Annotated in this window: 20 protein-coding genes, 4 tRNA genes and 1 other RNA gene; 8 read left to right on the top strand and 17 right to left on the bottom strand. The window is 73.6% G+C overall.

The genetic code is table 11. The features are described 5' to 3' along the window. Window positions 1–198 precede the first annotated feature (198 nt). A complete protein-coding gene (locus ACF1ED_RS28970) occupies window positions 199–615 on the bottom strand; it encodes a YciI family protein (RefSeq protein WP_391765377.1) in 417 nt (138 codons plus the stop codon). 141 nt (window positions 616–756) lie between these two features. Here ACF1ED_RS28970 and ACF1ED_RS28965 point away from each other — a divergent pair, with 141 nt between their 5' ends. Further along, window positions 757–1383, top strand: coding sequence for a MarC family protein (locus ACF1ED_RS28965; protein WP_391765375.1), 627 nt, complete (start codon window positions 757–759; stop codon window positions 1381–1383). Between the two features lie 16 nt (window positions 1384–1399). Here the strand turns inward: ACF1ED_RS28965 and ACF1ED_RS28960 are convergent, their stop codons facing one another. The 3 genes from ACF1ED_RS28960 to ACF1ED_RS28950 form a co-directional block, all read right to left on the bottom strand. Further along, the gene (locus ACF1ED_RS28960) at window positions 1400–1609 is read right to left on the bottom strand and encodes a hypothetical protein (RefSeq protein ID WP_391765373.1); all 210 of its coding nucleotides are present in this window, start codon (window positions 1607–1609) and stop codon (window positions 1400–1402) included. Between the two features lie 172 nt (window positions 1610–1781). Continuing rightward, window positions 1782–2846: an aldo/keto reductase gene (locus ACF1ED_RS28955; RefSeq protein ID WP_391765371.1), complete on the bottom strand. Its 1065-nt coding sequence runs from the start codon at window positions 2844–2846 to the stop codon at window positions 1782–1784. 10 nt (window positions 2847–2856) lie between these two features. Continuing rightward, a complete protein-coding gene (locus tag ACF1ED_RS28950; protein ID WP_391765369.1) occupies window positions 2857–3768 on the bottom strand; it encodes an alpha/beta fold hydrolase in 912 nt (303 codons plus the stop codon). A 126-nt stretch (window positions 3769–3894) separates the two neighbouring features. Here ACF1ED_RS28950 and ACF1ED_RS28945 point away from each other — a divergent pair, with 126 nt between their 5' ends. Then, window positions 3895–4368, top strand: a complete 474-nt coding sequence (locus ACF1ED_RS28945) for a carboxymuconolactone decarboxylase family protein (RefSeq protein WP_391765367.1) — start codon at window positions 3895–3897, stop codon at window positions 4366–4368. A gap of 20 nt (window positions 4369–4388) precedes the next feature. Here ACF1ED_RS28945 and ACF1ED_RS28940 read toward each other — a convergent pair whose 3' ends face one another. The 5 genes from ACF1ED_RS28940 to ACF1ED_RS28920 all read right to left on the bottom strand — a co-directional run bounded on the left by ACF1ED_RS28940 (window position 4389) and on the right by ACF1ED_RS28920 (window position 9075). Continuing rightward, a complete protein-coding gene (locus ACF1ED_RS28940) occupies window positions 4389–4598 on the bottom strand; it encodes a DUF4287 domain-containing protein (protein ID WP_391765365.1) in 210 nt (69 codons plus the stop codon). An 87-nt stretch (window positions 4599–4685) separates the two neighbouring features. Next, complete coding sequence (locus tag ACF1ED_RS28935; RefSeq protein ID WP_391765363.1) at window positions 4686–6938, bottom strand: FtsX-like permease family protein; 2253 nt, start codon at window positions 6936–6938, stop codon at window positions 4686–4688. Beyond that, complete coding sequence (locus ACF1ED_RS28930; RefSeq protein ID WP_391765361.1) at window positions 6935–7609, bottom strand: ABC transporter ATP-binding protein; 675 nt, start codon at window positions 7607–7609, stop codon at window positions 6935–6937. Before ACF1ED_RS28930 ends, ACF1ED_RS28935 begins: the two co-directional genes overlap by 4 nt. 64 nt (window positions 7610–7673) lie before the next feature. After that, window positions 7674–8090, bottom strand: a complete 417-nt coding sequence (locus ACF1ED_RS28925) for a hypothetical protein (RefSeq protein ID WP_391765360.1) — start codon at window positions 8088–8090, stop codon at window positions 7674–7676. 900 nt (window positions 8091–8990) lie between these two features. Next, window positions 8991–9075: transfer RNA gene (locus ACF1ED_RS28920), tRNA-Ser, on the bottom strand. A 108-nt stretch (window positions 9076–9183) separates the two neighbouring features. Here ACF1ED_RS28920 and ffs point away from each other — a divergent pair. The 6 genes from ffs to ACF1ED_RS28890 all read left to right on the top strand — a co-directional run bounded on the left by ffs (window position 9184) and on the right by ACF1ED_RS28890 (window position 17555). Further along, window positions 9184–9282, top strand: an RNA gene (ffs, locus tag ACF1ED_RS28915) — signal recognition particle sRNA small type. Between the two features lie 68 nt (window positions 9283–9350). Then, window positions 9351–11453 carry a DNA polymerase III subunit gamma and tau gene (locus tag ACF1ED_RS28910; RefSeq protein WP_391765358.1) on the top strand — a complete coding sequence of 701 codons (2103 nt, stop codon included), beginning with the start codon at window positions 9351–9353 and terminating at the stop codon, window positions 11451–11453. Window positions 11454–11514: 61 nt separating this feature from the next. Next, a complete protein-coding gene (gene purD / locus ACF1ED_RS28905; protein WP_391765356.1) occupies window positions 11515–12765 on the top strand; it encodes a phosphoribosylamine--glycine ligase in 1251 nt (416 codons plus the stop codon). Window positions 12766–13016: 251 nt separating this feature from the next. Further along, window positions 13017–14867 (top strand): hypothetical protein, encoded by a 1851-nt coding sequence (locus ACF1ED_RS28900; protein ID WP_391765354.1) that lies wholly within the window; start codon window positions 13017–13019, stop codon window positions 14865–14867. 234 nt (window positions 14868–15101) lie between these two features. After that, window positions 15102–16562, top strand: a complete 1461-nt coding sequence (locus ACF1ED_RS28895; protein WP_391765352.1) for a N,N-dimethylformamidase beta subunit family domain-containing protein — start codon at window positions 15102–15104, stop codon at window positions 16560–16562. A gap of 84 nt (window positions 16563–16646) precedes the next feature. Further along, window positions 16647–17555 (top strand): phosphoribosylaminoimidazolesuccinocarboxamide synthase, encoded by a 909-nt coding sequence (locus ACF1ED_RS28890; RefSeq protein WP_391765350.1) that lies wholly within the window; start codon window positions 16647–16649, stop codon window positions 17553–17555. A 106-nt stretch (window positions 17556–17661) separates the two neighbouring features. Here ACF1ED_RS28890 and ACF1ED_RS28885 read toward each other — a convergent pair. The 8 genes from ACF1ED_RS28885 to ACF1ED_RS28850 form a co-directional block, all read right to left on the bottom strand. Continuing rightward, window positions 17662–17734: transfer RNA gene (locus tag ACF1ED_RS28885), tRNA-Gly, on the bottom strand. Between the two features lie 22 nt (window positions 17735–17756). After that, window positions 17757–18371: a response regulator transcription factor gene (locus ACF1ED_RS28880; RefSeq protein ID WP_351106095.1), complete on the bottom strand. Its 615-nt coding sequence runs from the start codon at window positions 18369–18371 to the stop codon at window positions 17757–17759. After that, window positions 18368–19636, bottom strand: coding sequence for a sensor histidine kinase (locus ACF1ED_RS28875; RefSeq protein ID WP_391765348.1), 1269 nt, complete (start codon window positions 19634–19636; stop codon window positions 18368–18370). The genes ACF1ED_RS28880 and ACF1ED_RS28875 overlap by 4 nt, the downstream gene beginning before the upstream one ends. 28 nt (window positions 19637–19664) lie before the next feature. Further along, entirely contained in the window at window positions 19665–20462 is a 798-nt protein-coding gene (locus ACF1ED_RS28870; RefSeq protein ID WP_391765346.1) for an ABC transporter permease, read from the bottom strand. After that, window positions 20459–21409, bottom strand: coding sequence for an ABC transporter ATP-binding protein (locus ACF1ED_RS28865; RefSeq protein ID WP_391765344.1), 951 nt, complete (start codon window positions 21407–21409; stop codon window positions 20459–20461). Before ACF1ED_RS28865 ends, ACF1ED_RS28870 begins: the two co-directional genes overlap by 4 nt. Window positions 21410–21562: 153 nt before the next feature. Beyond that, a tRNA-Gly gene (locus tag ACF1ED_RS28860) sits at window positions 21563–21635 on the bottom strand. 81 nt (window positions 21636–21716) lie between these two features. Beyond that, window positions 21717–21788, bottom strand: a tRNA-Gly gene (locus ACF1ED_RS28855). A gap of 156 nt (window positions 21789–21944) precedes the next feature. Continuing rightward, window positions 21945–22286, bottom strand: coding sequence for an Lsr2 family protein (locus tag ACF1ED_RS28850; protein WP_391765342.1), 342 nt, complete (start codon window positions 22284–22286; stop codon window positions 21945–21947). Window positions 22287–22307 lie beyond the last annotated feature (21 nt).

Here is a 22307-nt window from a genome sequence, read left to right as displayed (position 1 = left end):
CTCAGCAGATACCCCAGGGGGCAGCCCGACCCCCACCACGGGGATCCGTCCATCCCAAGGATGACACCCACCGAAACCATTCCCGCCGACCCGCCGACCCGCCGACCCGCCGACCCGGCGCCCCCCGACCCGGGACCCGGCGGAGGGGCGGCCGGAGCCCGGCGGAGCGGCGGCCCGGGGCCCGGCGGAGCGGCCGTCTCAGTCCTGCGCCGGCCCCTGCTCGTCGATGCGGCGGATGACGACCGGGTACTCCGGGGCGCCCGCGGGCTGGGGGCAGCGGGCCACGCGGGCGGCGATCTCCGTCACCCGGTCGAGGCTCTCGCACTCCAGGACCCAGTAGCCGGCCAGGACCTCCTTTGTCTCGGCGTACGGGCCGTCCGTCACGACCGGGCTGCCCGCGGCGTCCAGCGAGACGTGCCGGGTCTCGCCCGGGTCGGCCAGGCCCTGCCCGTCGAGCATCTCGCCGCTCTCCAGCAGCTCCTTGTTGAGCGTGCTCATGAAGTCGAACATCGCCGTCAGGGACTCCTTGTCCCAGGCCGGGCTCTGCGCCGAGCCGCGCCCGGACATCGCCTCGTAGTCGGCGTGCGAGCCCTGGACCATCACGAGGTACTTCATGGTGTCCTCCGTACGTCCGTCCGTGCGTGTCGTGTGAACCTCTCTCGAAGGTGGGTCGGAACCGGCCCCCGGATCTCGACACCGCGCGGACGGAATCCCGAAATCCGTCCGGAATCACCCGACCGCCCCATGATGTCCGCTGTGCAGTCCTTCACCTTCTCCGCCGCGTTCATCACGTTCTTCTCCGTCATCGGACCGCCGAAGGTGCTCCTCTCCTTCGCCGGCCTCGCCCAGGCCCACCCGGCCCGGCAGCTCCGCACCATCGCCCTGCTCTCCTCCGGCGCGGCGGTCGTCGTCGGCATCGTCACCGGCGGCACCGCCCCCTGGCTGCTCGACCTCTTCCACATCAGCACCCCCGCCCTCCAGCTCGCGGGCGGCGTCATCTTCTTCATCTACGCCGTCGGCCTCGTCCTCGGCATGCACCTGGGCTCCGACGGCCCGCACGACGACTCGCCCGACACCGTCAGCGGCGTCCGCGAACTCCTCATGCCGTACGTCGTCAGCCCCCTCGCCATGACCGCCCTGCTCATCGAGGGCGCCGCCCGCACCTCGCTCGGATGGCGCTCCACCGTCGTCGGCGCCTACATGGCGGTCATCGCGCTCGACCTCCTCTGCGTCCTGCTGCTCGCCCGGATCCTGCGCCGCACCCACCACGCCACCATCGAACTCCTCGGCCGGCTCCTCGGCCTGCTGCTCGCCGCGGTCGGCGTGGACCTCGTCCTCGACGGCCTCTCGGACCTGGGCGTACCGGGCGTGGGCCGGTACTAGCCGGGTCGCGGACGCCTCACGCGTCCGTGAAGTCCGGCACCGTCCGCACGAACCCGTCCTCCTCCTCGAAGAACACCACGCGCCCCGCGTCGGTCTCCGCGTACGAGCTGCCGCCGATCGCCGCCGCCGGCTCCCGGCTGTTCCCCACCACTGGTTCGCCGACCCCGCCGCCGGCACGGACACGGCCGACCGCCTGGCCCTCCTCGCGGCGGTGGCCACGGAGCATTCCGCCCCCGCCTGAGCCGACCCGGCGCGGCCCGGCCCGATCCGACCCGGCCCGTGCTTGATCCGGCCGGCCCGGACGGCAGCCCACCTATCCGTTCCGCCCAGCCCAGCCCCGCCCAGCCCCGCCCCGTCCCGCCCCCGCCCGGTCCCGCCCCCGCCCTCACCCCCGTCCCTCAGGATCCGGCGGCGGCCCGCTCCCCCAACGGCCGCCTCCGCAGCGCCGGTTCGGTGAGCGACGGCGGCCGCCAGACGCCGTCGGCCCGGTAGAGGTCCGTACCCGGCGGCACGATCGCGTCGATGCGGTCGAGCACGTCGTCGTCCAGGACGAGCGAGGCGCCCTTCAGCAGCCCGTCCAGCTGCTCGCCCGTCCGCGGTCCGAGGATCACCGAGGTGACCGCGAGGTGCGCGGCGGCGAAGGCGACGGCGAGTTCGGGCAGCGAGCAGCCGATCTCCTCGGCGAGCAGGGCGAGTTCCTCGACGGCGTCGAGCTTCGCCGCGTTCTCGGGGAGGGCCGGGTCGAAGCGGTGCGGGGTGATCGCCGCCCGCCCGCGCGTCAGGTCGACCCCGCGCCCCTTCCGGTACGCCCCCGACAGATAGCCGGAGGCGAGCGGCGCCCACGTCAGCACGCCCATCCCGTACCGCTGCGCCACCGGCAGCACGGCGGTCTCCACCCCGCGCGCGAGCAGCGAGTACGGCGGCTGCTCGGTACGGAAGCGGCGCAGCCCGCGCCGCTCGGCGACCGCGTGCGCCTCGACGATCCGCTCGGCGGGGAAGGTGGAGCACCCGAAGGCCCGGATCTTCCCCTGGGAGACGAGGTCCCCCAGCGCGTCCAGGGTCTCCTCGATGTCGGTCCGGTGGTCGGGCCGGTGGACCTGGTAGAGGTCGATCCAGTCGGTCCCGAGCCGCGCCAGACTGGCCTCGACGGCCCGGACGATCCACCGCCGGGACAGCCCGCCCCGCGCGGGCCCGTCCCCGCCGACGGGGAAGTACACCTTGCTCGCGAGCACGGTCTCGTCCCGGCGGCGCGGATCGCGCAGCGCCTTCCCGACGATCTCCTCGGACTCGCCCGCCGAGTACATGTCGGCGGTGTCGACGAAGTTGACGCCCCGGTCGAGGGCGGAGTGGATGATCCGTACGGCGTCCTGGTGGTCGGGGTTGCCGACCGCGCCGAACATCATGGTGCCGAGGCAGTAGGTGCTGACTTCGATCCCGGTCCCGCCGAGTATCCGATAGCGCATGCGCCGCACCCTAGGGCCTGGAGCGGACTCCAAGGCAAGCCCCCGCACCGGCCGGGTCCGGCAGCCCGCCGCCGACCTCCCGCAGGAACGCCGCCACGGCCCCGTACACCTCCGCCGGCCGCTCCAGGTGCACGTCGTGCCCGGCCCCCGGCAGGCAGACGCCGCGCAGCCCCGGCTGCCGCCGCGCCATCCCGTCCCACTGCTCCGCGTCGATGATGCCGTGCTGCCCGAGGACCGCGAGGAGCGGCACGTCGACGGCGTCCCACTCCTCCCACCAGGAGCGGACGGCGTTCTCGGCGAGGGAGGCGGCGAGGACCTCGGCGTCGAACCGCGGCCACCACCCGCCGTCCCGCTCGTCGAGCCCGTCGGCCCACCCCTCGCCGACGCCCCCGCCCCCGAAGTACGAGACGGCCGCCTCCCGGCTCGCGAAGGGCACCGGCCACCCCCTCAGCCACCCGGCGACCCCCGCCACGTCCTCGGGCGTGGACCCGGCGGGCCCGGCCTCGACCAGGACGGCCCCGGCGACCCGGGGATCCCGCCGCGCGGCGGCGAGCAGCGCGGCGTGCCCGCCGTAGGACTGCCCGACGAGCACGAAGGGCCGCCGCCCGGAGCTCCCGAACTCCTCCACGACCCCCAGCACGTCGTCCACGTACGCGGCCCGGGAGACGTCCCCCGGCACCCGCTCGCTCCCCCCGTGCCCGCGCTGGTCGAGGGCGAGCACCCGGTACCCGTCCCCCCGCAGCGCCCGGGCGAGCCCGTCCCACTCCCCACAGTGCCCGGCGAGCCCGTGCAGCAACAGCACCCCGAACCCCCACCCGTCCCCTCCCCCTCCCCCTCCCCCTCCCCCTCCCCTTCCCCCGCCCCAGTCGCGCAGCGACAGGACCACTCCCGCCCGCACGAACTCCCGAGTGACGTAGCTCACACTCACTCCCGCCCCCTCCCTGTCACAACCGCCCGCCGCCCTCCGTCAACCCATTGAAAGCGCACGGAGAACCCCGGGACCCCCGGAAACGCTCCGGGCCCGCACCCCACCCACGGAGGAACCCCCATGGACGCCCGTCTCAGCCTCTTCGCCAGCCCCGTCGCCGCCAAGGTCATCAAGCACCTCGCCTCGGCCGGCTTCGGCATCCCGGACGCGGTCCTCCCGCACAGCACCCAGGAACTGGTGAAGATCCGCGCGAGCCAGATCAACGGCTGCGGTTTCTGCCTCGACATGCACACCAAGGACGCCGCCGCGGCCGGCGAGACCGCCCTCCGCCTCCACCTGGTGTCCGCCTGGCGCGAGGCCAAGGTCTACACGGAGGCGGAGCGCGCCGCCCTCGAACTCGCCGAGCAGGGCACCCGCCTCGCCGACCACCACACCGGCGTCACCGACGAGGCCTGGGCGAACGCCGCCAAGCACTACGACGAGGAGCAGCTCGCCGCGCTGGTCTCCCTCATCGCGCTCATCAACGCCTTCAACCGCCTCAACGTCATGACCCAGCAGCCGGCCGGCGACTACGTCCCGGGCCAGTTCGCCTGACCGCCTGACCGCCTGACCGCCTACCGGCCGTCCTCGGCCCGGACGGCCGCCACGAGCGCGTTCGCGTGCCCGTGCCCGAGCCCGTACTCGCCCTTCAGCCAGCCGACGAGCTCCATGTGCTTGTCGAGCGGCGAAGAACGGACGAGGTCGAACCACTCGGACACGGGCCGCCCGTACTTCTTCTCGATCGCCGGAAAGTAACTGGCGGGACCCTTGGGAACGGTGGACACGATGACCTCCAGGACGACGCGGCAACGGTACGCACGGTAGAAGACCCCCGGCCGCCCCGAAACTCATCGCCGCCGCCCCGCCCCCTCTCAATCCCGCCGAATGTGCTCCGGATCCACGTGCCGCCGCACCATCGGCACGGAAGCGATCCCCGCCACCACCAGCACCCCCACCGCACTCCCCACCAGCACCGGCAACCCCTCCCAGTCCCAGTGCACGGCCCCGCCCCCGGTGATCAGATAACTGGCCTCGGCCAGCCACCCCGCCACCACGGCCCCACCCAGCCCCACCCCCAACGGCACCACCACCTGCACCACCTGCACCCCCCGCAACGTCCCCGCCCGAGCCCCCAACAACCCCAGCGCGGCCACCTGCCCCCGCCGCTCCAAAGCCCGATCCGCCACAGAAACAACAAACGCCGCCACCCCCACGACCAGCCCGAGCACCATCCCCACGACCAGCAGACTCCGAATGACGGTCAGCTGCGCCAATGCCTGTACGACGATCCCGACGGGATCGACTACCGCAGTCGGCGCCACCGCTCCCACCCCGTCGAGCATGGTCCGAACGGTCGCGGCATCGGATCCGGACACCAAGGTCAGAGTTCCGGCACGGGAGGCCAGTCCGGCGGGCACGAGGGAGGGAGGGGCGAACAGGGCCCCCGACCCGAGTACGGAAGGCTGGTGAGCCTGCATGACGATGTGCGCTTCGGGGACGGTGAGGCTGGTCTTCCGCCCGTCCTGCAGGGCGAACGGGAAGCGTTCTCCCGGCTGCGCATCGTCCTCGTACGGGGTGTTCTCGTCGCGCAGTCGCATGATCTTGCCGTCTACGCAGCCGCGCATCGAGACGACGGTCGCGGCGAGCTGTTCACAGGTGCCCACGACCAGTTCGAGAGAGTCCGTGTAAGCCTCCCCCGGTGGGCTCCAGGAGTCGTACGAGACGAAGTGGGCGCGCACGTCGGGCAGCTGTTCCAGCTCTTTCTGCTGTGCGGAAGTGAGGTCGTTCAGGCCGATGGCGTATTCCTGCAGCGGGGCCGTGCGTCGACTCACCTGGTCCAGTTCGATCAGCACGCCCTGCGTGAGCGAGGCGCCGAACACCAACAGCACGAGCCCGGTGACGACCCGGAGCGAGGATCCGGGGTCCACCTCCGTACGCCGCATGGCCAGGACCACGGGCAAGGACCTGGCGACTCCGGCGAGCCGGCGGGCCAGCCAAGCCGTGACGGGCGGCAAACCGAGGACGAGTCCCGCACCGGTCAGCAGCACGGCGGACGGGATCAGGGTGGAACTGGCGGAACCACCGGACGGATCCCGTCCCATCACACTCATCACGCAGTAGCCGCAGATCACCCCCAGTCCCGGAACCAACAGCAGCGCCCCCAGCCCTCGCGGCGGCTTGTGCTCCGCGGTCCGGCGCACCGAGATCGGCGAGAGCGCGGCCCGCCGGGCACTGAACAGCCCGACGGCCCACGCGAGTGCGGGGCACCCGACCAGGCACACCGCCACGGTCGACCACTCGGGCCGCCCGTCCGCCGGATACCACCGCAGCCCGGGAAGTCCGACCCGCGCCATGACCTCGTTGACCCCGAGGTACGCGATGAGCCCGAACACCGCCCCGAGGAACGCCGCCGCGACGCTCTCCGCGCCATTGACCCGCAGGGTGTCTTTGACGCTGAGACCTACCAACCGCAGTGCCGCCAGCCGCCGAGCCCGCGATTCTCCGGAGAGGCGCGCGCAGACGGAGAGGAAGACCGCGAGGGGCAGCAACACGATGCAACCGAGGGTGAACTGGAGAATGCCCAATGTCTCGGGGTCGATGACCCCGTTGGCGTACCTGGAGCCGAAACTGCCGAGTGGCAGGGGCTCGGAGAGCTGGTCTGGTGTGGTGCCGACATAGCCGTAGAGGTCGTCCGGTCCGCTGAGGCCCTCCGGCGTGACGAGGCCGGTCACGCGGCCCGGCACGAGGCCGGCGGTCTCGGGATGGTCCTTCAGGATCTTGTTCAGCGCCGGTGAGACGACGGCCTCTCCTGGACCGGGCAGCGCTGTGAGACCCGGAGGACGCGGGGCCGGGCCCGGCCCCGTGCGGGCCAGAAACACCCGCTGGAGCGGTCGTGATCCGTATGGGTCGAGGAATTCCTGGTAGACGACGCTGCCGTGCTTGGCGGGCCGGGGATCGCGAGCTGCGGTCCGGGCGTCATGCGCGGCGAGGATCGTGGGAACCGTCAGCACGGCCGCGAGACAGGCCACCCCGAGCCCCGCTCCAGCAGACATCAGGAGGAAGCGCATACGGCCCCGGGGCCCGGTGCGCCACAGCAGGCGCAGTCCGAACAGAAAGGGGTTCACACCGGCACCCGCTGCGTGAGGACGCCGTCCGCCATCGTGTACTGGGCGTCCGCCCGGGCGGCCACGTCAGGGTCGTGCGTCACGATGACCACTGCGGTGTCCTGGTCTCGTGCGAGGTGCAGGAACTGGTCGAGGACGGCGGAGGCATTGGCGCTGTCGAGAGCGCCGGTCGGTTCGTCGGCGAACACCACGTCCGGTTGGTGGGCGAGGGCCCGTGCGACGGCGACCCGCTGGCTCTGGCCGCCGGAGAGGTTCGAAGCCCTGCGACGCAGCAGATCGCCCATCCCCAGCCTGCCGAGAACACGGCCGGCCGCAGCGTTCGCGCGATCCTTGGCGACGCCCGCCAGACGCAGGGGGAGGGCCGCATTCTCTTCGACGGTCAGCTCGGGAAGCAGCTCTCCGTACTGGAAGACGAAGCCGATCCGCTCCCGCCGTAACGCGCTCAACTCGGCATCGGGCAAGGACGACAGCTGTACTCCGTCGAAGGTCACCGTGCCGTTGGCGGGTGGGAGGACACCGGCAAGGCAGTACAGCAGGGAGGACTTTCCGGAGCCGCTGGCCCCCATGATGGCGGCCACTTCGCCTCGCGCCAGACTGAAGTCCGCTTTGCGAACCGCATGTTGCTCGCCGTAGAAGAAGTCCACGCCGTCGGCGCGGAGGATTACGTCCATGATGCGGGCACTCCTCAAAGGGAAGGGGAGCCGCTGGGTTGCGGCTCCCCTTGGTGGACGAAGGTCAGCGGCGCTTGAACGATCGCACCGGAGAGCAGTTGTCCGGCCTCAGTGAGCCGCGGTCCCGGCACGCCTGGACCCACGCCTTGCCGGTTTCGAGGACCGCGCCATCGAAGAAGACGTGGTCGACGGCGACGGACCGCTTCTGGACCCCCTTGACTCGGGTCCAGTCGTACGCCTCGACACGTCCACGCAGGTAGACGTTGTGACCGTCGTTCGAGCTGATGTCCTGCAGCTTGCCCTTGATGTGGAATCCCCCACGGTGCACGAACTTGGGCTCCCACTTGTGCTTGCCCTTGAAGAGCACGCCGGTCGAGCGCATCTCCAATTCGTGCCAGGAGTCCGCGACCGCGACCCCCGCCCCACCGAAGAACAGCCCCGCGACGACCGCCGCAGTCATCGACTTCCGCAACTTCCGCATGAATTGCTCCTGTTCGTTTAAGAGCCGACCGGCCGTCACAGAACGTATCGACACGGCTACGGATTGGTTGCAGCAGGAACGTAACTCCCGTCCGATCACCCCCCGATCCGGTGAACGGAACGTCGAAAAAGAATCTCTTCGATGCCCCGCTGGATCCGGTCGCCCAGTCGCCTGGCGAGGCGAAAGCCCAGTTCAGAGGTGCCGGGCGTGAGCGGGGAGCGGGGCGGGACCCGTAGGGGTGATATGCCCGGGGGAAGTGACCGGGGGTGCGGCGGCGACCGGCGGGACGGCTGGGACCGACCGGCCCGTGGTATTCACTTCGCCGAACCGGCCGCCGCTTCGGCGGGCGCGCTGGCCGGCCCGTATCCGTGCCGGGTCTGGAACGGCGGGCCTCGGGCCAGTGCCCATCACTCGACCGCCCGGGAATCGGCCTGGGGAGCCCCGAGCGAGATGAACTCGGAGGTCACTCCGGGGCCGGACCGGCGTGTGATGGACCAGGGCTTCCGGCGCGGTGTCGAGGTCCTGAGCGTCGGCGGACGCGGTCGCTCCCAAGGTCGCTGCCAGGGCATCACGCGTCACGAGCGCCCCGAGGAGGCCAGGAACTCGGCCACTTGGAGGCACGGCAAGGCGGGAGCTGCGGCAAGGCGAGCACCGTCGAACGACAAACGCCGAGGCCGGACCCGTGCGCAGCCCAGGGACGGCGCGCCCCCGGGGCCGCAGGCGGTGCGCGGAAAGGTTCGCCACCTGGAGGCGAGCTCCCCGGGTGTCACGGATACCGGAGGTGAAGGGGGCCGAGACCGGGCCCGGACCGCGACCCGGCCCAGGACCGCGACCGGAGCACGACGAAGGCCCCGGTCGCTTTCGCGTCCGGGGCCTTCGTTCCGCCTGTACGGGCGGCTGCGGAGGATACGAGATTCGAACTCGTGAGGGGTTGCCCCCAACACGCTTTCCAAGCGTGCGCCCTAGGCCTCTAGGCGAATCCTCCGTGGAGAACATTACATGACCGCGGAGGGTGCTCGCGAACGTGATCCACGAGGTGGGGGACGGGGAGCGGAGGGGGTGCGGAGGTGGGGTTCGGATCGGGTAGGCTGGGCGGAGCCCCTCACGCGGCGCTATCTGACTGAACTCCCCCAGGGCCGGAAGGCAGCAAGGGTAGGTCGGCTCTGGCGGGTGCGTGGGGGGCGCTTGCGTTTCCGGGGGCGGGCCGCGGGGTGCGCGGGTTTTCCCGGGTTGTCGGTGAGCGCCTATAACCTCGTATGCGTGTCGTCTCTCGCGCTGTACCGCCGCTACCGCCCCGAGTCCTTCGCCGAGGTCATCGGGCAGGAGCATGTCACCGACCCGTTGCAGCAGGCCCTGCGGAACAACCGGGTCAATCACGCGTACCTGTTCAGCGGACCGCGCGGCTGTGGCAAGACGACCAGCGCGCGGATCCTGGCGCGGTGTCTGAACTGTGAGCAGGGGCCGACGCCGACGCCCTGCGGCGAGTGCCAGTCCTGCCGGGACCTGGCTCGCAACGGGCCGGGTTCGATCGACGTCATCGAGATCGACGCCGCCTCGCACGGTGGTGTGGACGACGCCCGTGACCTGCGGGAGAAGGCGTTCTTCGGGCCCGCGTCCAGCCGGTACAAGATCTACATCATCGACGAGGCCCACATGGTCACCCCGGCGGGCTTCAACGCCCTGCTGAAGGTGGTCGAGGAGCCGCCCGAGCACCTCAAGTTCATCTTCGCCACGACCGAGCCCGAGAAGGTCATCGGGACCATCCGCTCGCGGACCCACCACTATCCCTTCCGGCTGGTGCCGCCGGGGACGCTGCGGGACTACCTCGGCGACGTGTGCGGGCGGGAGGGGATCCCCGTCGACGAGGGCGTGCTGCCGCTCGTCGTGCGCGCGGGTGCCGGGTCCGTGCGTGACTCGATGTCCGTGATGGACCAGCTCCTCGCCGGCGCCGGCGAGGCGGGTGTGACGTACGCCATGGCGACCTCGCTCCTCGGTTATACGGACAGCTCGCTGCTCGACTCCGTCGTGGACGCCTTCGCCTCGGGCGACGGCGCCGCCGCCTTCGAGGTCGTCGACCGGATCATCGAGGGAGGGAACGACCCCCGGCGGTTCGTCGCCGACCTGCTGGAGCGGCTGCGCGACCTCGTGATCCTGGCCGCCGTGCCCGACGCCGCGGAGAAGGGGCTCATCGACGCGCCCGCCGACGTGGTGGAGCGCATGCAGGCGCAGGCGTCCGTGTTCGGCGCCGCCGAGCTGAGCCGCGCCGCCGACCTCGTCAACGAGGGGCTGACCGAGATGCGCGGCGCGACCTCGCCGCGCCTCCAGCTGGAGCTGATCTGCGCGCGCGTGCTGCTGCCCGCCGCCTTCGACGACGAGCGCTCGCTGCTCGCGCGCCTCGACCGCCTGGAGCGCGGGGCCGCCGCCGCGCCGCCGGCCGCCGCTGCCGCCGTCTTCACGCCGGCGCCGCCCGCCGGGCCGCCGATGGGGTACGTCCCCGGGCCCGAGGCCCATACGCCGCTGGCCCCGCCGCCCCCGCCCGCGTCCGCCCCCGTGCAGCCCCAGCCCCAGCCACCGGTCCAGCCGCAGCAGCCCCAGCAGGACGCCGCGCGGCCCGGTGCCTGGCCCGGGGCCGCCCGCCCCGGCGGCTGGCCGACCGCCGCGCCCGCGCCCGCTCCCGTACAGCCGCAGGCGCCGGCTCCGGCCCCGGCGCAGCCCGCCGCGCAGGCTCCGGCCGGGGACATGGCGGCCGGCGCCGCCCAGGTGCGGAACATGTGGCCGTCGATCCTGGAGGCGGTCAAGAACCGGCGCCGCTTCACCTGGATCCTGCTGAGTCAGAACGCGCAGGTGGCCGGCTTCGACGGCACCACCCTCCAGCTCGGCTTCCTCAACGCCGGCGCGCGGGACAACTTCGCGAGCAGCGGCAGCGAGGACGTCCTCAAGGCCGCGCTCGCCGAGCAGTTCAACGTGCACTGGAAGGTCGAGGCGATCGTCGACCCGTCGGGCGGCTCCGCGCCCCCGCCCGCTGCCGGGAACTTCTCCGGGGGCGGCGGCTTCGGGGGCGGCGGCCGGCCCCCCGTCGCGCCCGCTCCCGCCCCGGCGCCCGCGCCCATGTCCGCGCCCGCGCCCGCCTCCGTACAGGCCCCGTCCGCCGCCCAGGCGTCCGCTCCGGCGCCCGCCCCCGCGCAGCAGCCGCGACAGGAGTCGCAGCAGCCGCCGCGGCAGGTCCAGCCGCAGCCCGTGGCGCCCGAGGACGACATCCCGGAGGAGGACGATCCGGACCTCGTGGAGTCGGCGCTCTCCGGGCACGAGCTGATCGTGCGCGAGCTCGGCGCCACCGTTGTGGAGGAATACACGAACGACTAGGACCGTCTCGCTCGGTGGCCCGCACAAGGACCCTCCCGTCCGGCGGGCTACCCTGGCTGGCGTGAAGGTCCTCGTCATCGGCGGCGGCGCCCGCGAACACGCCCTGTGCCGCTCTCTCTCCCTCGATCCCGACGTCACCGCTCTGCACTGCGCGCCCGGCAACGCCGGAATCGCCGAGGTCGCCGAGCTGCACCCCGTCGACCAGCTGGACGGCGGCGCGGTCGCCGCGCTCGCCACCGAGCTCGGCGCCGACCTGGTCGTCGTCGGCCCGGAGGCGCCGCTCGTCGCCGGTGTCGCCGACGCCGTCCGCGCCGTCGGGATCCCGGTCTTCGGCCCCTCCGCGGAGGCCGCGCGGCTGGAGGGCTCCAAGGCGTTCGCCAAGGACGTCATGGCCGGCGCCGGCGTGCCGACCGCCCGCAGCTACGTCTGCACCACCCCCGCCGAGATCGACGAGGCCCTCGACGCCTTCGGCGCGCCGTACGTCGTCAAGGACGACGGCCTCGCGGCCGGCAAGGGCGTCGTCGTCACCGGCGACATCGAGGCGGCCCGCGCCCACGCCCTCGCCTGCGACCGCGTGGTCATCGAGGAGTACCTGGACGGCCCCGAGGTCTCCCTCTTCGCGATCTGCGACGGCGACACCGTCCTCCCGCTCCAGCCCGCGCAGGACTTCAAGCGCGCGCTCGACGGCGACGAGGGCCCCAACACCGGCGGCATGGGCGCCTACTCGCCGCTGCCGTGGGCCGACCCGAAGCTGGTCGACGAGGTCCTGGAGACCGTCCTCCAGCCGACCGTCGACGAGCTGCGCCGCCGCGGCACCCCCTTCTCCGGCCTCCTCTACGCCGGTCTCGCGCTCACCAGCCGCGGCGTGCGGGTCATCGAGTTCAACGCCCGCTTCGGCGACCCCGAGACGCAGGTCGTCCTCGCCCGCCTGAAGACCCCGCTCGCGGGCGTGCTGCTGCACTCCGCCAACGGCACCCTCGCCGACCAGGCCCCGCTGGCCTGGCGCGACGAGGCCGCCGTCACCGTGGTCGTCGCCTCCCACAACTACCCGGACACCCCGCGCACCGGTGACCCCATCGAGGGCCTCGCCGAGGTCGCGGAGCAGGACGCGCCGCACGCGTACGTGCTGCACGCGGGCACGAAGCGGGACGGCGGGGCGATCGTGAGCGCCGGCGGACGGGTCCTCTCCGTCACCGCCACCGGTTCGGACCTGACCCAGGCCCGCGACCGCGCCTACGCGGCAGTCGGCCGCATCCGCCTTGACGGTTCCCAGCACCGTACGGACATCGCGCTCAAGGCCGCCGGGGCCTGACCCGGAACGGCAGCACGGGCGCGGCCGCGCAGTCAAGCGCACGGCCGCGCCACCGGCACCACCTTTACCCAAAGCCATTCGATCGAGTGACGGCTCGGCCATCTGGATGACTGCCGCCGGAGCCCCAACTAGGGTGCGGCGCAGGCGTTCCGGCACTTGGCCCACCGGCATTGCGATGTCGGTGACGGGTGCCACAGTGGGGGAGTGAGCAACACCACCACGGGTAGTCCCGTCCAGGACGGGGAGAGGGGGTGAGGTACGGCGTGTCCGGCAGCGGCTTCGGAAACGGCGGCAGCGACAGCGGCCTCGGCGAGCAGTGGGGCGTGCGGGCCGCGCGCTCCCGCGCCCTGGCCGTCCTGCGCGTCCGCGGACGGGCGCTCGGCGCCGCCATCCTCCCCGCCGCCGTCGCCGTCGTGCTGTACGCGGGCGAGGTCACCGGCCACTTCACGGGTACGGGATGGGCCACCGCCCGCTGGATCACGACCGTCCTCGCGGTCCTCGTCCTGCTCGCCTCCGCGGCCGTCGCCCTCGTCGTCGCCCGGGCCCGCCCGGCCGTGACGCCGACGGTGGAGCTCACCGAGACCGCCGCCCCCGACCTCCACCGCCTGGTGCGGGACCTGGCCGACCGGCTCGACGTGCCCGCGCCCTCCGCGATAGCCCTGACCCCGGACTGCGACAGCTGGCTGGAGGACCGCTCCCACCCGGCGCACGGGCGGGCGGCCGTCCCCGCCGCCGGCGGTCCCGTCCTCGTCATAGGCTCCCCGTTCCTGTGGTGGATGAGGGTCGCCGAGCTGCGGGCGGTCCTCGCCCCGGTCGTCGCCGGCACCGGCCCGGCCGCCGACCCCGACATAGCCGCCGCCCGCCGCTTCGTGCGCGGGCTCGACGCGGCCGTCGCCGTCCCGGACGAGCCCGGTCTCGGCCCGCTGCGCCGGCTCGGCGCCCGGGGCGTCGGGCGGGTGGCCCGGCTGCTGCTGCGGGCCTGCGGCACGCACGCCGCCGAGATGGAGCGCGGGGTCGCCGCCGCCGGGTCCGAGCGGGCCCAGGCCGTCGACCAGGGGACCCGGACCGTCGCCCAGGAGCAGGTCGGCCTCGCCTACGCGGGCTGGGACCGGCTCCTCACCCGGGTCGCGCTGCCCGCCTGGCGGATGGGCCGCTGGCCGTCCCGGCTCGACGCGGGCGTCGTCTCCGCCCTGACCGAACTGTCCCGCCGCGACCGGCTCGCGGAGGGCTTCGCCTCCCGCCTCGGCGAGCGCCCGGCCTGCGACCTCCTGGAGGAGCCGGGGGCCGTGGACGAGGCGGCCTCCCTGCTCGCCGCCCGGCTCTTCCACGGCGGACCCGCCGAGGCCGGCCCGGACTGGGCGCCGGTCGAGTGGAGCCGCTACCCGGAGGAGGTCGTCGACCGGAAGTGGCGCGCCGACGCGGCCCGCCTCCACGACGTCCTCGACCGCCTGCCGGCGGCCGGCGGCCCCGGGGCCCCGACCCTCGCCCGCCTCCTCGCCCACCTGACGGTCCCCCGGGACGGCGCGGCCGCGGCCCCCGCGCGGGCGGAGGACGACGACCTCCCCGTCGTACCGCCCGGAGCCGAGGAGAGGGACGGTGGAGGAGGGCGTGAAGGGGACGGTGAGGGAGCCGGCGCGGGGCCCGAAGCGGAGGCCGGAGCCGGGTTCGAGGACGAGGACGAGAACGACGACGAGGTCCGCAACCCCGCCGCGGACGTCCTCGCCGCCGCCCTCAGCGCCCAGGTGGTCCGCGAGGACGCCGAGCGCGAGGCGCGGGCCGCGTCCGGCGCCGCGACCGGTGCCGCCGGGTTCACGGGCCCCGACGGCCCCTGGCCGCTCGCCCCGCTGCTCCCGCCCCGTACCGGCCGGGACCTGCTCGCCGACCACGTGACCGCGCTGGTCTGCTGCGCCGCCGTCGACACCACCGGCGCCGCGCCCGGCCTGGACTGGCTCGACGGCCCCGCGCTGCTCGTCGACGGCGAGCGGGCCGCCGACCTCGGGCCGCGCGTGCTCGCCCTGGTCGAGGAGGGCGACCCGGCCCCGCTGCGCGCCTGGCTCGGCACCACCGGCGTGCGCCCCGAGAAGCCCGTCCGCCTGCTCTGACGCCGCACCGGGGCCCGGCCCGGCCCGGTCCGGCCGGGGTCCGGTCCGGCGGGTCTCCGGCGGGCCCGGCGAACGGCCGTACCGGAGGGTCGTGTTCCATCTTCGTCGATTCACGACGAACGGTGACGGACCGCGTGCGTTATGTGATGTGCTGGAGACCGGCACTGACAAGGGCACCATCCGCGGGCAGGAGCCGGCGGCACTGACCGGGGGAGTCGAAGGAGGGGCGCGGCCATGGGGGCGGAGCAGATCAGGCGCTGGGAGTCGGGTGCGCTCGCGCACGCGGTCTCCGATCCCTTCGGCCAGGGCCCGCTGCCCTGGCTGCGCGGATCGGAGAACTACTTCGACGACACGGGGCAGATGGTCCCCTGGTACGCGGACGAGACCCTGGCCGCCGGCCGCGCCGGCGGCCCCCGCACCGCCGACGACGTGCGCCGCCAGATCAAGGGCTTCGCCTCCGGCGGGGCCGTGGCGCCCGGCGAGTCGATCGACTTCCACGTCACGGTGGACCCGCCGCAGCCGTTCTCGGTCGACGTCTACCGGATCGGTCACTACGGCGGGGCCGGCGCCGCGAAGATCACCACGAGCCCGCGGCTCTCCGGGATCGTCCAGCCCGCCCCGCTGACCGCCGACCGCACGGTCTCCTGCCACCACTGGTGGCAGTCCTGGCGGCTCCAGGTGCCCGGCTACTGGTCGCTCGGCGCGTACGTGGCCGTCCTCACGACCGCCGACGGCTACCGCTCCCACATCCCCTTCACGGTCCGCGACGCCCACCCGGCGGACCTCCTCCTGGTCCTCCCGGACGTGACCTGGCAGGCGTACAACCTCTACCCGGAGGACGGGCGCACCGGCGCCAGCCTCTACCACGCGTGGGACGAGGAGGGCCGGCTGCTCGGCGAGGAGGAGGCGGCGACCACCGTCTCCTTCGACCGGCCGTACGCGGGCGCGGGCCTGCCCCTGCACGTCGGCCACGCCTACGACTTCATCCGCTGGGCGGAGCGGTACGGCTACGACCTCGCCTACGCGGAGACCCGCGACCTGCACGCGGGCCGGGTCGACCCCACCCGCTACCGGGGCCTGGTCTTCCCCGGCCACGACGAGTACTGGTCGGCCCCCATGCGCAAGGCCGCCGAGCGCGCCCGCGACCAGGGCACCTCGCTGGTCTTCCTCTCCGCCAACACCATGTACTGGCAGGTGGAGTTGGGTCCCTCGCCGTCCGGCGTGCCGGACCGGCTGCTCACCTGCCGCAAGCGCCGCGGCCCGGGCCGCCCCGCCCTCTGGCGCGAGGTCGACCGCCCCGAGCAGCAGCTCCTCGGCATCCAGTACGCGGGCCGGGTGCCCGAACCGCACCCGCTCGTCGTGCGGAACGCCGGGCACTGGCTCTGGGAGGCGACCGGCGCGGGCGACGGCGACGAGCTCCCCGGCCTGGTCGCCGGAGAGGCGGACCGCTACTTCCCGCGCACCCCGCTCCCCGACCACGACAGCCGCATCCTGCTCGCCCACTCGCCCTACCGGGACGGCGACGGGGTGCTGCGGCACCAGGAGACCAGCCTCTACCGGGCGCCCTCCGGGGCCTGGGTCTTCGCCGCCGGCACCTTCGCCTGGTCGCCGGCGCTGGACCGGCCGGGCCATGTCGACGCCCGCGTCCAGCGCGCCACCGCCAACCTCCTCGACCGGATCTGTAAGAGGGACTGACCGGGCGAGCCGCCCCGGTCGGCGGGCCCGGTCGCGCGTACGAGAGAATCGGACCGTTCCTGGATCAACCTACGCGGAGGAACCGTGTCCGGATTCGTAGAAAAGCCCGAGCCCGTCGAGGTTCCGGGCCTGACCCACCTGCACACGGGCAAGGTGCGCGACCTGTACCGGAACGGGGCCGGCGAGCTCGTCATGGTGGCGAGCGACCGCATGTCCGCGTACGACTGGGTGCTGCCCACCGAGATCCCGGACAAGGGCCGCGTCCTCACCCAGCTCTCCCTGTGGTGGTTCGACCAGCTCGCCGACCTGGTCCCGCACCACGTGCTCTCCACCGAGCTGCCGGAGGGCGCCCCCGCCGACTGGGCGGGCCGCACCCTGATCTGCAAGTCCCTGGACATGGTCCCGGTCGAGTGCGTCGCCCGCGGCTACCTCACCGGCTCCGGCCTGGTCGAGTACGACGAGTCCCGCACGGTCTGCGGCCTCGCGCTCCCCGAGGGGCTGTCCGACGGCTCCGAGCTGCCCGCGCCGATCTTCACCCCGGCGACCAAGGCCGCCGTCGGCGACCACGACGAGAACGTGTCGTACGAGGAGGTCGCCCGCCAGGTCGGCGCCGAGACCGCCGCCCTGCTGCGCCAGACCACCCTCGCCGTCTACGGCCGGGCCCGGGACATCGCCCGCGAGCGGGGCATCATCCTCGCCGACACCAAGTTCGAGTTCGGCTTCGAGGGCGGGACCCTGGTCCTCGCCGACGAGGTGCTGACCCCGGACTCCTCCCGCTTCTGGCCGGCCGACCAGTGGCAGCCGGGCCGCGCCCAGCCCTCGTACGACAAGCAGTTCGTCCGGGACTGGCTGACCTCCCCGGCCTCCGGCTGGGACCGGAAGGGCGAGCAGCCGCCGCCGGCCCTCCCGGGAGAGATCGTGGACGCCACCCGCGCCAAGTACCTGGAGGCGTACGAGCTGCTGACCGGCAAGTCCTGGTCCGACAGCTTCTGACGGAGCGGCCGTACGGGTCCCTTCCCGGGGCCCGTACGGCGCTTCCGCCGTCGTGCCCGCGCACACGACGAAGGCCCCGGTTCGATGAACCGGGGCCTTCACGCTGAGCGGACGACGAGATTCGAACTCGCGACCCTCACCTTGGCAAGGTGATGCTCTACCAACTGAGCCACGTCCGCATGCGCCGTAGCGCGCTGCTAACTATACCCAACCTTTGGAGCGCGCGAGACGCACCGCCGCGTGACGGTTCTCCGCCCCGACCTTCGCGGCGGCCGAGGAGAGGTAGTTGCGGACCGTGCCGGGGGAGAGCGCGGCCCGCCGGGCGATCTCCGCGACGGGGGCCCCGTCGGCGGCGAGTTCGAGCACCTCGGCCTCGCGGGCGGTCAGCGGCGAGTCCCCGGCGGCGATCGCGTCGGCCGCCAACTCCGGGTCCACGTAACGGTTTCCGGCGTGGACGGTACGGATCAGCTCGGCCAGCCGCTGGGCGCTGACGGTCTTCGGCGCGAAGCCCCGGACGCCCGCCGCGAGGGCCCGCTTGAGGTGGCCGGGGCGGCCGTGGCTGGTCACGATCATCGTGCGGCAGTCCGGGAGTTCGTCCCGGATCGATGTGGCAACCGTCACACCGTCTGCCCCTGGCATCTGGAGGTCGAGGACGGCGACGTCGGGCCGGTGGGCGCGGGCCATGGCGAGCGCCTCGGGCCCGGTCGCGGCCTCCGCGACGACGACCAGGTCGTCCTCCAGGGCGAGCAGGGCGGCCAGCGCGCCCCGGATCAGATGCTCGTCGTCGGCGAGCAGGACGCGTACGGGCTCGGTCACGCGACCGTCTCCTTCTCCTGGTGTGCGGGGTGCGGGGCGGCCGGTCCGGGCAGCGGTACCCGGGCGGTGACGAGGAAGGAGCGCGGGTCCGCCGGGCCCGCCTCCAGGGTGCCGTGCACCGCGCCGAGCCGTTCCCGCAGCCCGGCGAGGCCGGAGCCGGTCCGGCCGGGGGCGCCGGCCCCGTCCCGTACCACCGCCCCGTCGTTCTCCACGGTCAGCACGGCCTCCCCGCCCTCGGCGCGCAGGGTGATCGCGCAGCGCCGGGCGTCGCCGTGCCGCAGCACGTTGGTGGTGGTCTCGCGGACCACCCAGCCGAGCGCGGACTGCACCCCGGCGGGCAGGTCGAGGACCGGGGCGTCGACGGCGCAGTCGATGCCGGCGGCGTCGAGGACCCCGCGGGCGCCCTCCAGCTCGACCCGGAGATCGGCCTCCCGGTAGCCGCGGACGACCTCCCGGACCTCCCGCTGGGACTCCTGGGCGATCCGCTGCACCTCGACCATCTGGTCCACGCCCTCGGGGCGGCCGCGCCGGGTGAGCTGGACGGCCAGCTCGCTCTTGAGGGCGATCACCGAGAGGTTGCGGCCCATGACGTCGTGCAGGTCGCGGCCGAAGCGGAGCCGCTCCTCGGCGACGGCCAGCCGGGCCTTGAGGTCGCGGGAGCGCTCCAGCTCCTGGACGACCCCGAGCAGCCAGGAGGAGAAGCCGCAGGCGGCGGCGTAGCCACCGCCGCCGACGAGGACGCCGGCCAGGGTGATCAGCCCTTCCGGCACGTGGCCGGAGGCGGTCACGGGCAGTGCGGCGGCGAGGGCGGTGCCGGTGACCGCGTACGCCATGTGCCGCACCCGGTCCAGGCAGAGGACGAGCGCGCCGGCGGTGAAGACCGAGGTGACGATGAGCATGCTCGCGGTGACCGAGTCGTCGGACAGGGCACCGCCCGCCCACAGCCCTACGACGGCGAGGTCGCCGAGGACGGTGGCGGCGGCGAGGACGACGGCGAGCCGGACGGGGCGCGCCCGCCGGCCGGCGGTGTGGTCGAGGGCGCGGGAGGAGACCGTCCAGCAGAGCGCGGAGTGGGCCAGGACCCACAGGATCAGGCCGATCGCCAGACCCGTGCCGATCCCGCTCCGCCCCCCGTCGGCGCCCAGCGGGGGGCCGGCGAGCGCGGCCAGTTCGACCGGGGCCATGAGGTGGAAGGTCCAGCGGGTGTACAGCTCGACCTTCCCGGCGGCGCTGCGCCGTGACCACCATCCCGTCATCGCGGACATCCCGTCCCGTCTCCCCTCCGGTCCCGCCCTAGCGCCGGGGCTCCCAGCGGAACCAGCGGCGGACCGCCCACCCCGTCAGGACGCCCCAGGCCACTGTATTGAGCGCGGCGGTGAGCAGGCTGCCCGCGTGGGCGGTGCCGAGCCAGCCGGCCCGGACGAACTCCATGACGCCGCTGAGCGGGAGGAGCTGGGCGAGGTCGGCGGCGAGGCCGGGCAGGGCGTCGCGGGGGACGAAGAGGCCGGAGCCGAAGGAGGAGACGAGGAAGAGCGGCAGGGTGGTGAGGCCGGCGCTCTCGACGGTGCGGGTGATCGAGGTGGTGACGGCGGCGAGCCCGGCGAGCAGCGCGATCGCGGCGGCGAGGCCGAGGACGAGCAGGTCGGGGCGGGCGGGGGCGTCGGCGCCGAGGAGGGTGAAGCCGCCGACGGTGAGGATCGCGGCCTGGGTGAGGGCGATGGCGGTGGCGGGCAGCGCGGCGCCGGCGAGGATCTCGGTGTCGGTGGCCTCGCCGGTGCGCAGCCGCTTGAGGACGAGCTCCTCGCGGCGGGCGACGAGGCTGGAGGTGAGGCTCATGTAGACGACGAGCAGCAGGACCATGCCGGTGCCGCCGATGAGGGTGGCGGCGCCGAGGGAGATGCCGAGGGTGGCCTCGTCGACGCCCTTGAGCGAGGACCGCAGCAGGACGATCATCAGCAGCGGCATGGCGGCCGCGATGAAGAGGTTGTTGCGGTTGCGGCCGAGGAGGGTCAGCTCGGCCCGGCCGAGGGCGGCGAGCCGGGTGAGGGTGGTGGAGGGCCGGCCGGTGCCGGTCGTGGCGGGCGTACTCATCGGGTCGCGGTCTCCTTCGGGCCGGCCGGGGTGGACTCCGTGCGGGAGGCGATGTCGAGGAAGGCCTCTTCGAGGGAGGCGGAGCGGGCGTCGAGCCCGTCGAGGCGGACGCCCTGGTCGCGGGCCCAGCCGAGGAGTTCGGTGAGGTCCTCCTGGAGGGCGTGGGTGCGGATCTCGATCCGGTCGCCGTCCTCGGCGGCCTTCAGCCCGAGCGGCAGCCGGGCGGCGGGCACCCCGGCGGGGAGCGCGAAGCGGATCCGGGCGGGCTGGGCGGCGGTGACCTCGGCGGGGGTGCCGGAGAGCACGATCCGGCCCTTGTGCATGATCGCGAGCCGGTCGGCGAGCGACTCGGCCTCCTCCAGGTAGTGCGTGGTGAGGAGGACGGTGGTGCCCTGCTCGCGGAGGGAGCGGACGAGCTCCCAGGTGTCGCGGCGGCCCTCGGCGTCCAGTCCGGTGGTGGGCTCGTCGAGGAAGAGGACCTCGGGGCGGCCGAGGAGGGCGCAGGCGAGGTCGAGGCGGCGGCGCTCGCCGCCGGACAGCTGCTTGATCCGCACCTTCTCGCGGCCGGTGAGGCCGACCGCGCCGAGCGCCTCGCCGGCGGGCCGGGCGCCGCTGGTGACGCCGGCCCACATGCGTACGGTCTCGGCCACCGTCAGGTCGGAGGGGAAGCCGCCCTCCTGGAGCATCACGCCGATGCGCGGGCGGACGGCCGAGCGCTCCCGGTACGGGTCGTGGCCGAGGACGCGGGCGGTGCCGCCGGTCGGGGCGGCGAGGCCCTCCAGGAGTTCGACGGTGGAGGTCTTGCCGGCGCCGTTGGTGCCGAGGAGGGCGAAGATCTCGCCCCGGGGCACGGAGAGGGAGATGCCGCGCACCGCCTCGAAGCCGCCGTCGTAGCTGCGGCTCAGGTCGGTGGCCTCGATGGCCGGTGTCAGGGCTTCTGCTGTCATGGCCCCAGCCTGCCGTCCGCGGGGAGGGGCGGGCAGTGCGCGGTGTCATCACCCGTACTGACAAATGTCATGACGGTGGCGGGAGGGGCGGGGAGGGAAGCGAAGGGGGAAACGACGAAGGCCCCGGTTCGATGAACCGGGGCCTTCTCCCTGAGCGGACGACGAGATTCGAACTCGCGACCCTCACCTTGGCAAGGTGATGCTCTACCAACTGAGCCACGTCCGCATTGCTCCCGACCGGCTTTCACCGGGCGGTGCGAGCACCACTCTACCTGATCCACCGGAGTGGTCGGTAACCGTGATGCAGAGCGGGTGACAGGGATCGCACACTGCGCCTTCCCCCTGGAAGGGGGATGTTCTACTACTGAACTACACCCGCACGCTGCGTGGGGCCCGGCTTTTCGGCCTTGCCCTTCGGCGTGATCCAGACTCTAGCCGATCAAGGGGGGTGGAACGCAAATCCGCTCCGCGGACCTCTTCCGCCCGCCCTCCTCCGGCCGGCCGTCCCGCCGGTCCGCCCGTGGCCGGCCCGCCGTCAGCTCGCCTCGCGGAAGGCCTCGTAGACCCGCTTGGGGATGCGCCCCCGGGCGGGCACGTCCATCTTGTTGGACTGGGCCCAGGCGCGGACCGCCGCCGGGTCGGGGGCGAGGGCGGTGTGCTTGTACGCGACGGTGGCTCCGGTCACACCGGCCGCCGCCTTGCCGGTCTGCTTCCGCCCGGCCGCCAGGTAGGGCGCGAGGGCCTTGCGGAGTTTCTTTGCATTGGCAGCATTCAGGTCGATCTCGTACATCTTCCCGTCGAGACCGAACGCGACCGTTTCCGCCGCTTCTCCGCCGTCGATGTCGTCGGAGAGGGTGACCACCACTCGCTGCGCCACGGATATCGGTCCTTTCCTGTG

Origin of the sequence: Streptomyces sp. NPDC014656 (genome assembly GCF_043084305.1) — a bacterium.
In the GTDB taxonomy this organism is placed as follows: Bacteria; Actinomycetota; Actinomycetes; order Streptomycetales; family Streptomycetaceae; genus Streptomyces.
Note: the sequence above shows the minus strand (reverse complement) of the source record. Positions and strands in the feature narration are given on the sequence as shown.

Excerpts from the sequence above, each read along its gene's own strand:
- ACF1ED_RS28945 (WP_391765367.1), top strand. The coding sequence starts at position 3,895 with ATGGACGCCCGTCTCAGCCTCTTCGCCAGCCCCGTCGCCGCCAAGGTC.
- ACF1ED_RS28875 (WP_391765348.1), bottom strand. The coding sequence starts at position 19,636 with ATGTCCGCGATGACGGGATGGTGGTCACGGCGCAGCGCCGCCGGGAAG.
- ACF1ED_RS28865 (WP_391765344.1), bottom strand. The coding sequence starts at position 21,409 with ATGACAGCAGAAGCCCTGACACCGGCCATCGAGGCCACCGACCTGAGC.
- ACF1ED_RS28870 (WP_391765346.1), bottom strand. The coding sequence starts at position 20,462 with ATGAGTACGCCCGCCACGACCGGCACCGGCCGGCCCTCCACCACCCTC.
- ACF1ED_RS28970 (WP_391765377.1), bottom strand. The coding sequence starts at position 615 with ATGAAGTACCTCGTGATGGTCCAGGGCTCGCACGCCGACTACGAGGCG.
- ACF1ED_RS28925 (WP_391765360.1), bottom strand. The coding sequence starts at position 8,090 with ATGCGGAAGTTGCGGAAGTCGATGACTGCGGCGGTCGTCGCGGGGCTG.
- ACF1ED_RS28930 (WP_391765361.1), bottom strand. The coding sequence starts at position 7,609 with ATGGACGTAATCCTCCGCGCCGACGGCGTGGACTTCTTCTACGGCGAG.
- ACF1ED_RS28955 (WP_391765371.1), bottom strand. The coding sequence starts at position 2,846 with ATGCGCTATCGGATACTCGGCGGGACCGGGATCGAAGTCAGCACCTAC.
- ACF1ED_RS28960 (WP_391765373.1), bottom strand. The coding sequence starts at position 1,609 with ATGCTCCGTGGCCACCGCCGCGAGGAGGGCCAGGCGGTCGGCCGTGTC.
- ACF1ED_RS28895 (WP_391765352.1), top strand. The coding sequence starts at position 15,102 with ATGGGGGCGGAGCAGATCAGGCGCTGGGAGTCGGGTGCGCTCGCGCAC.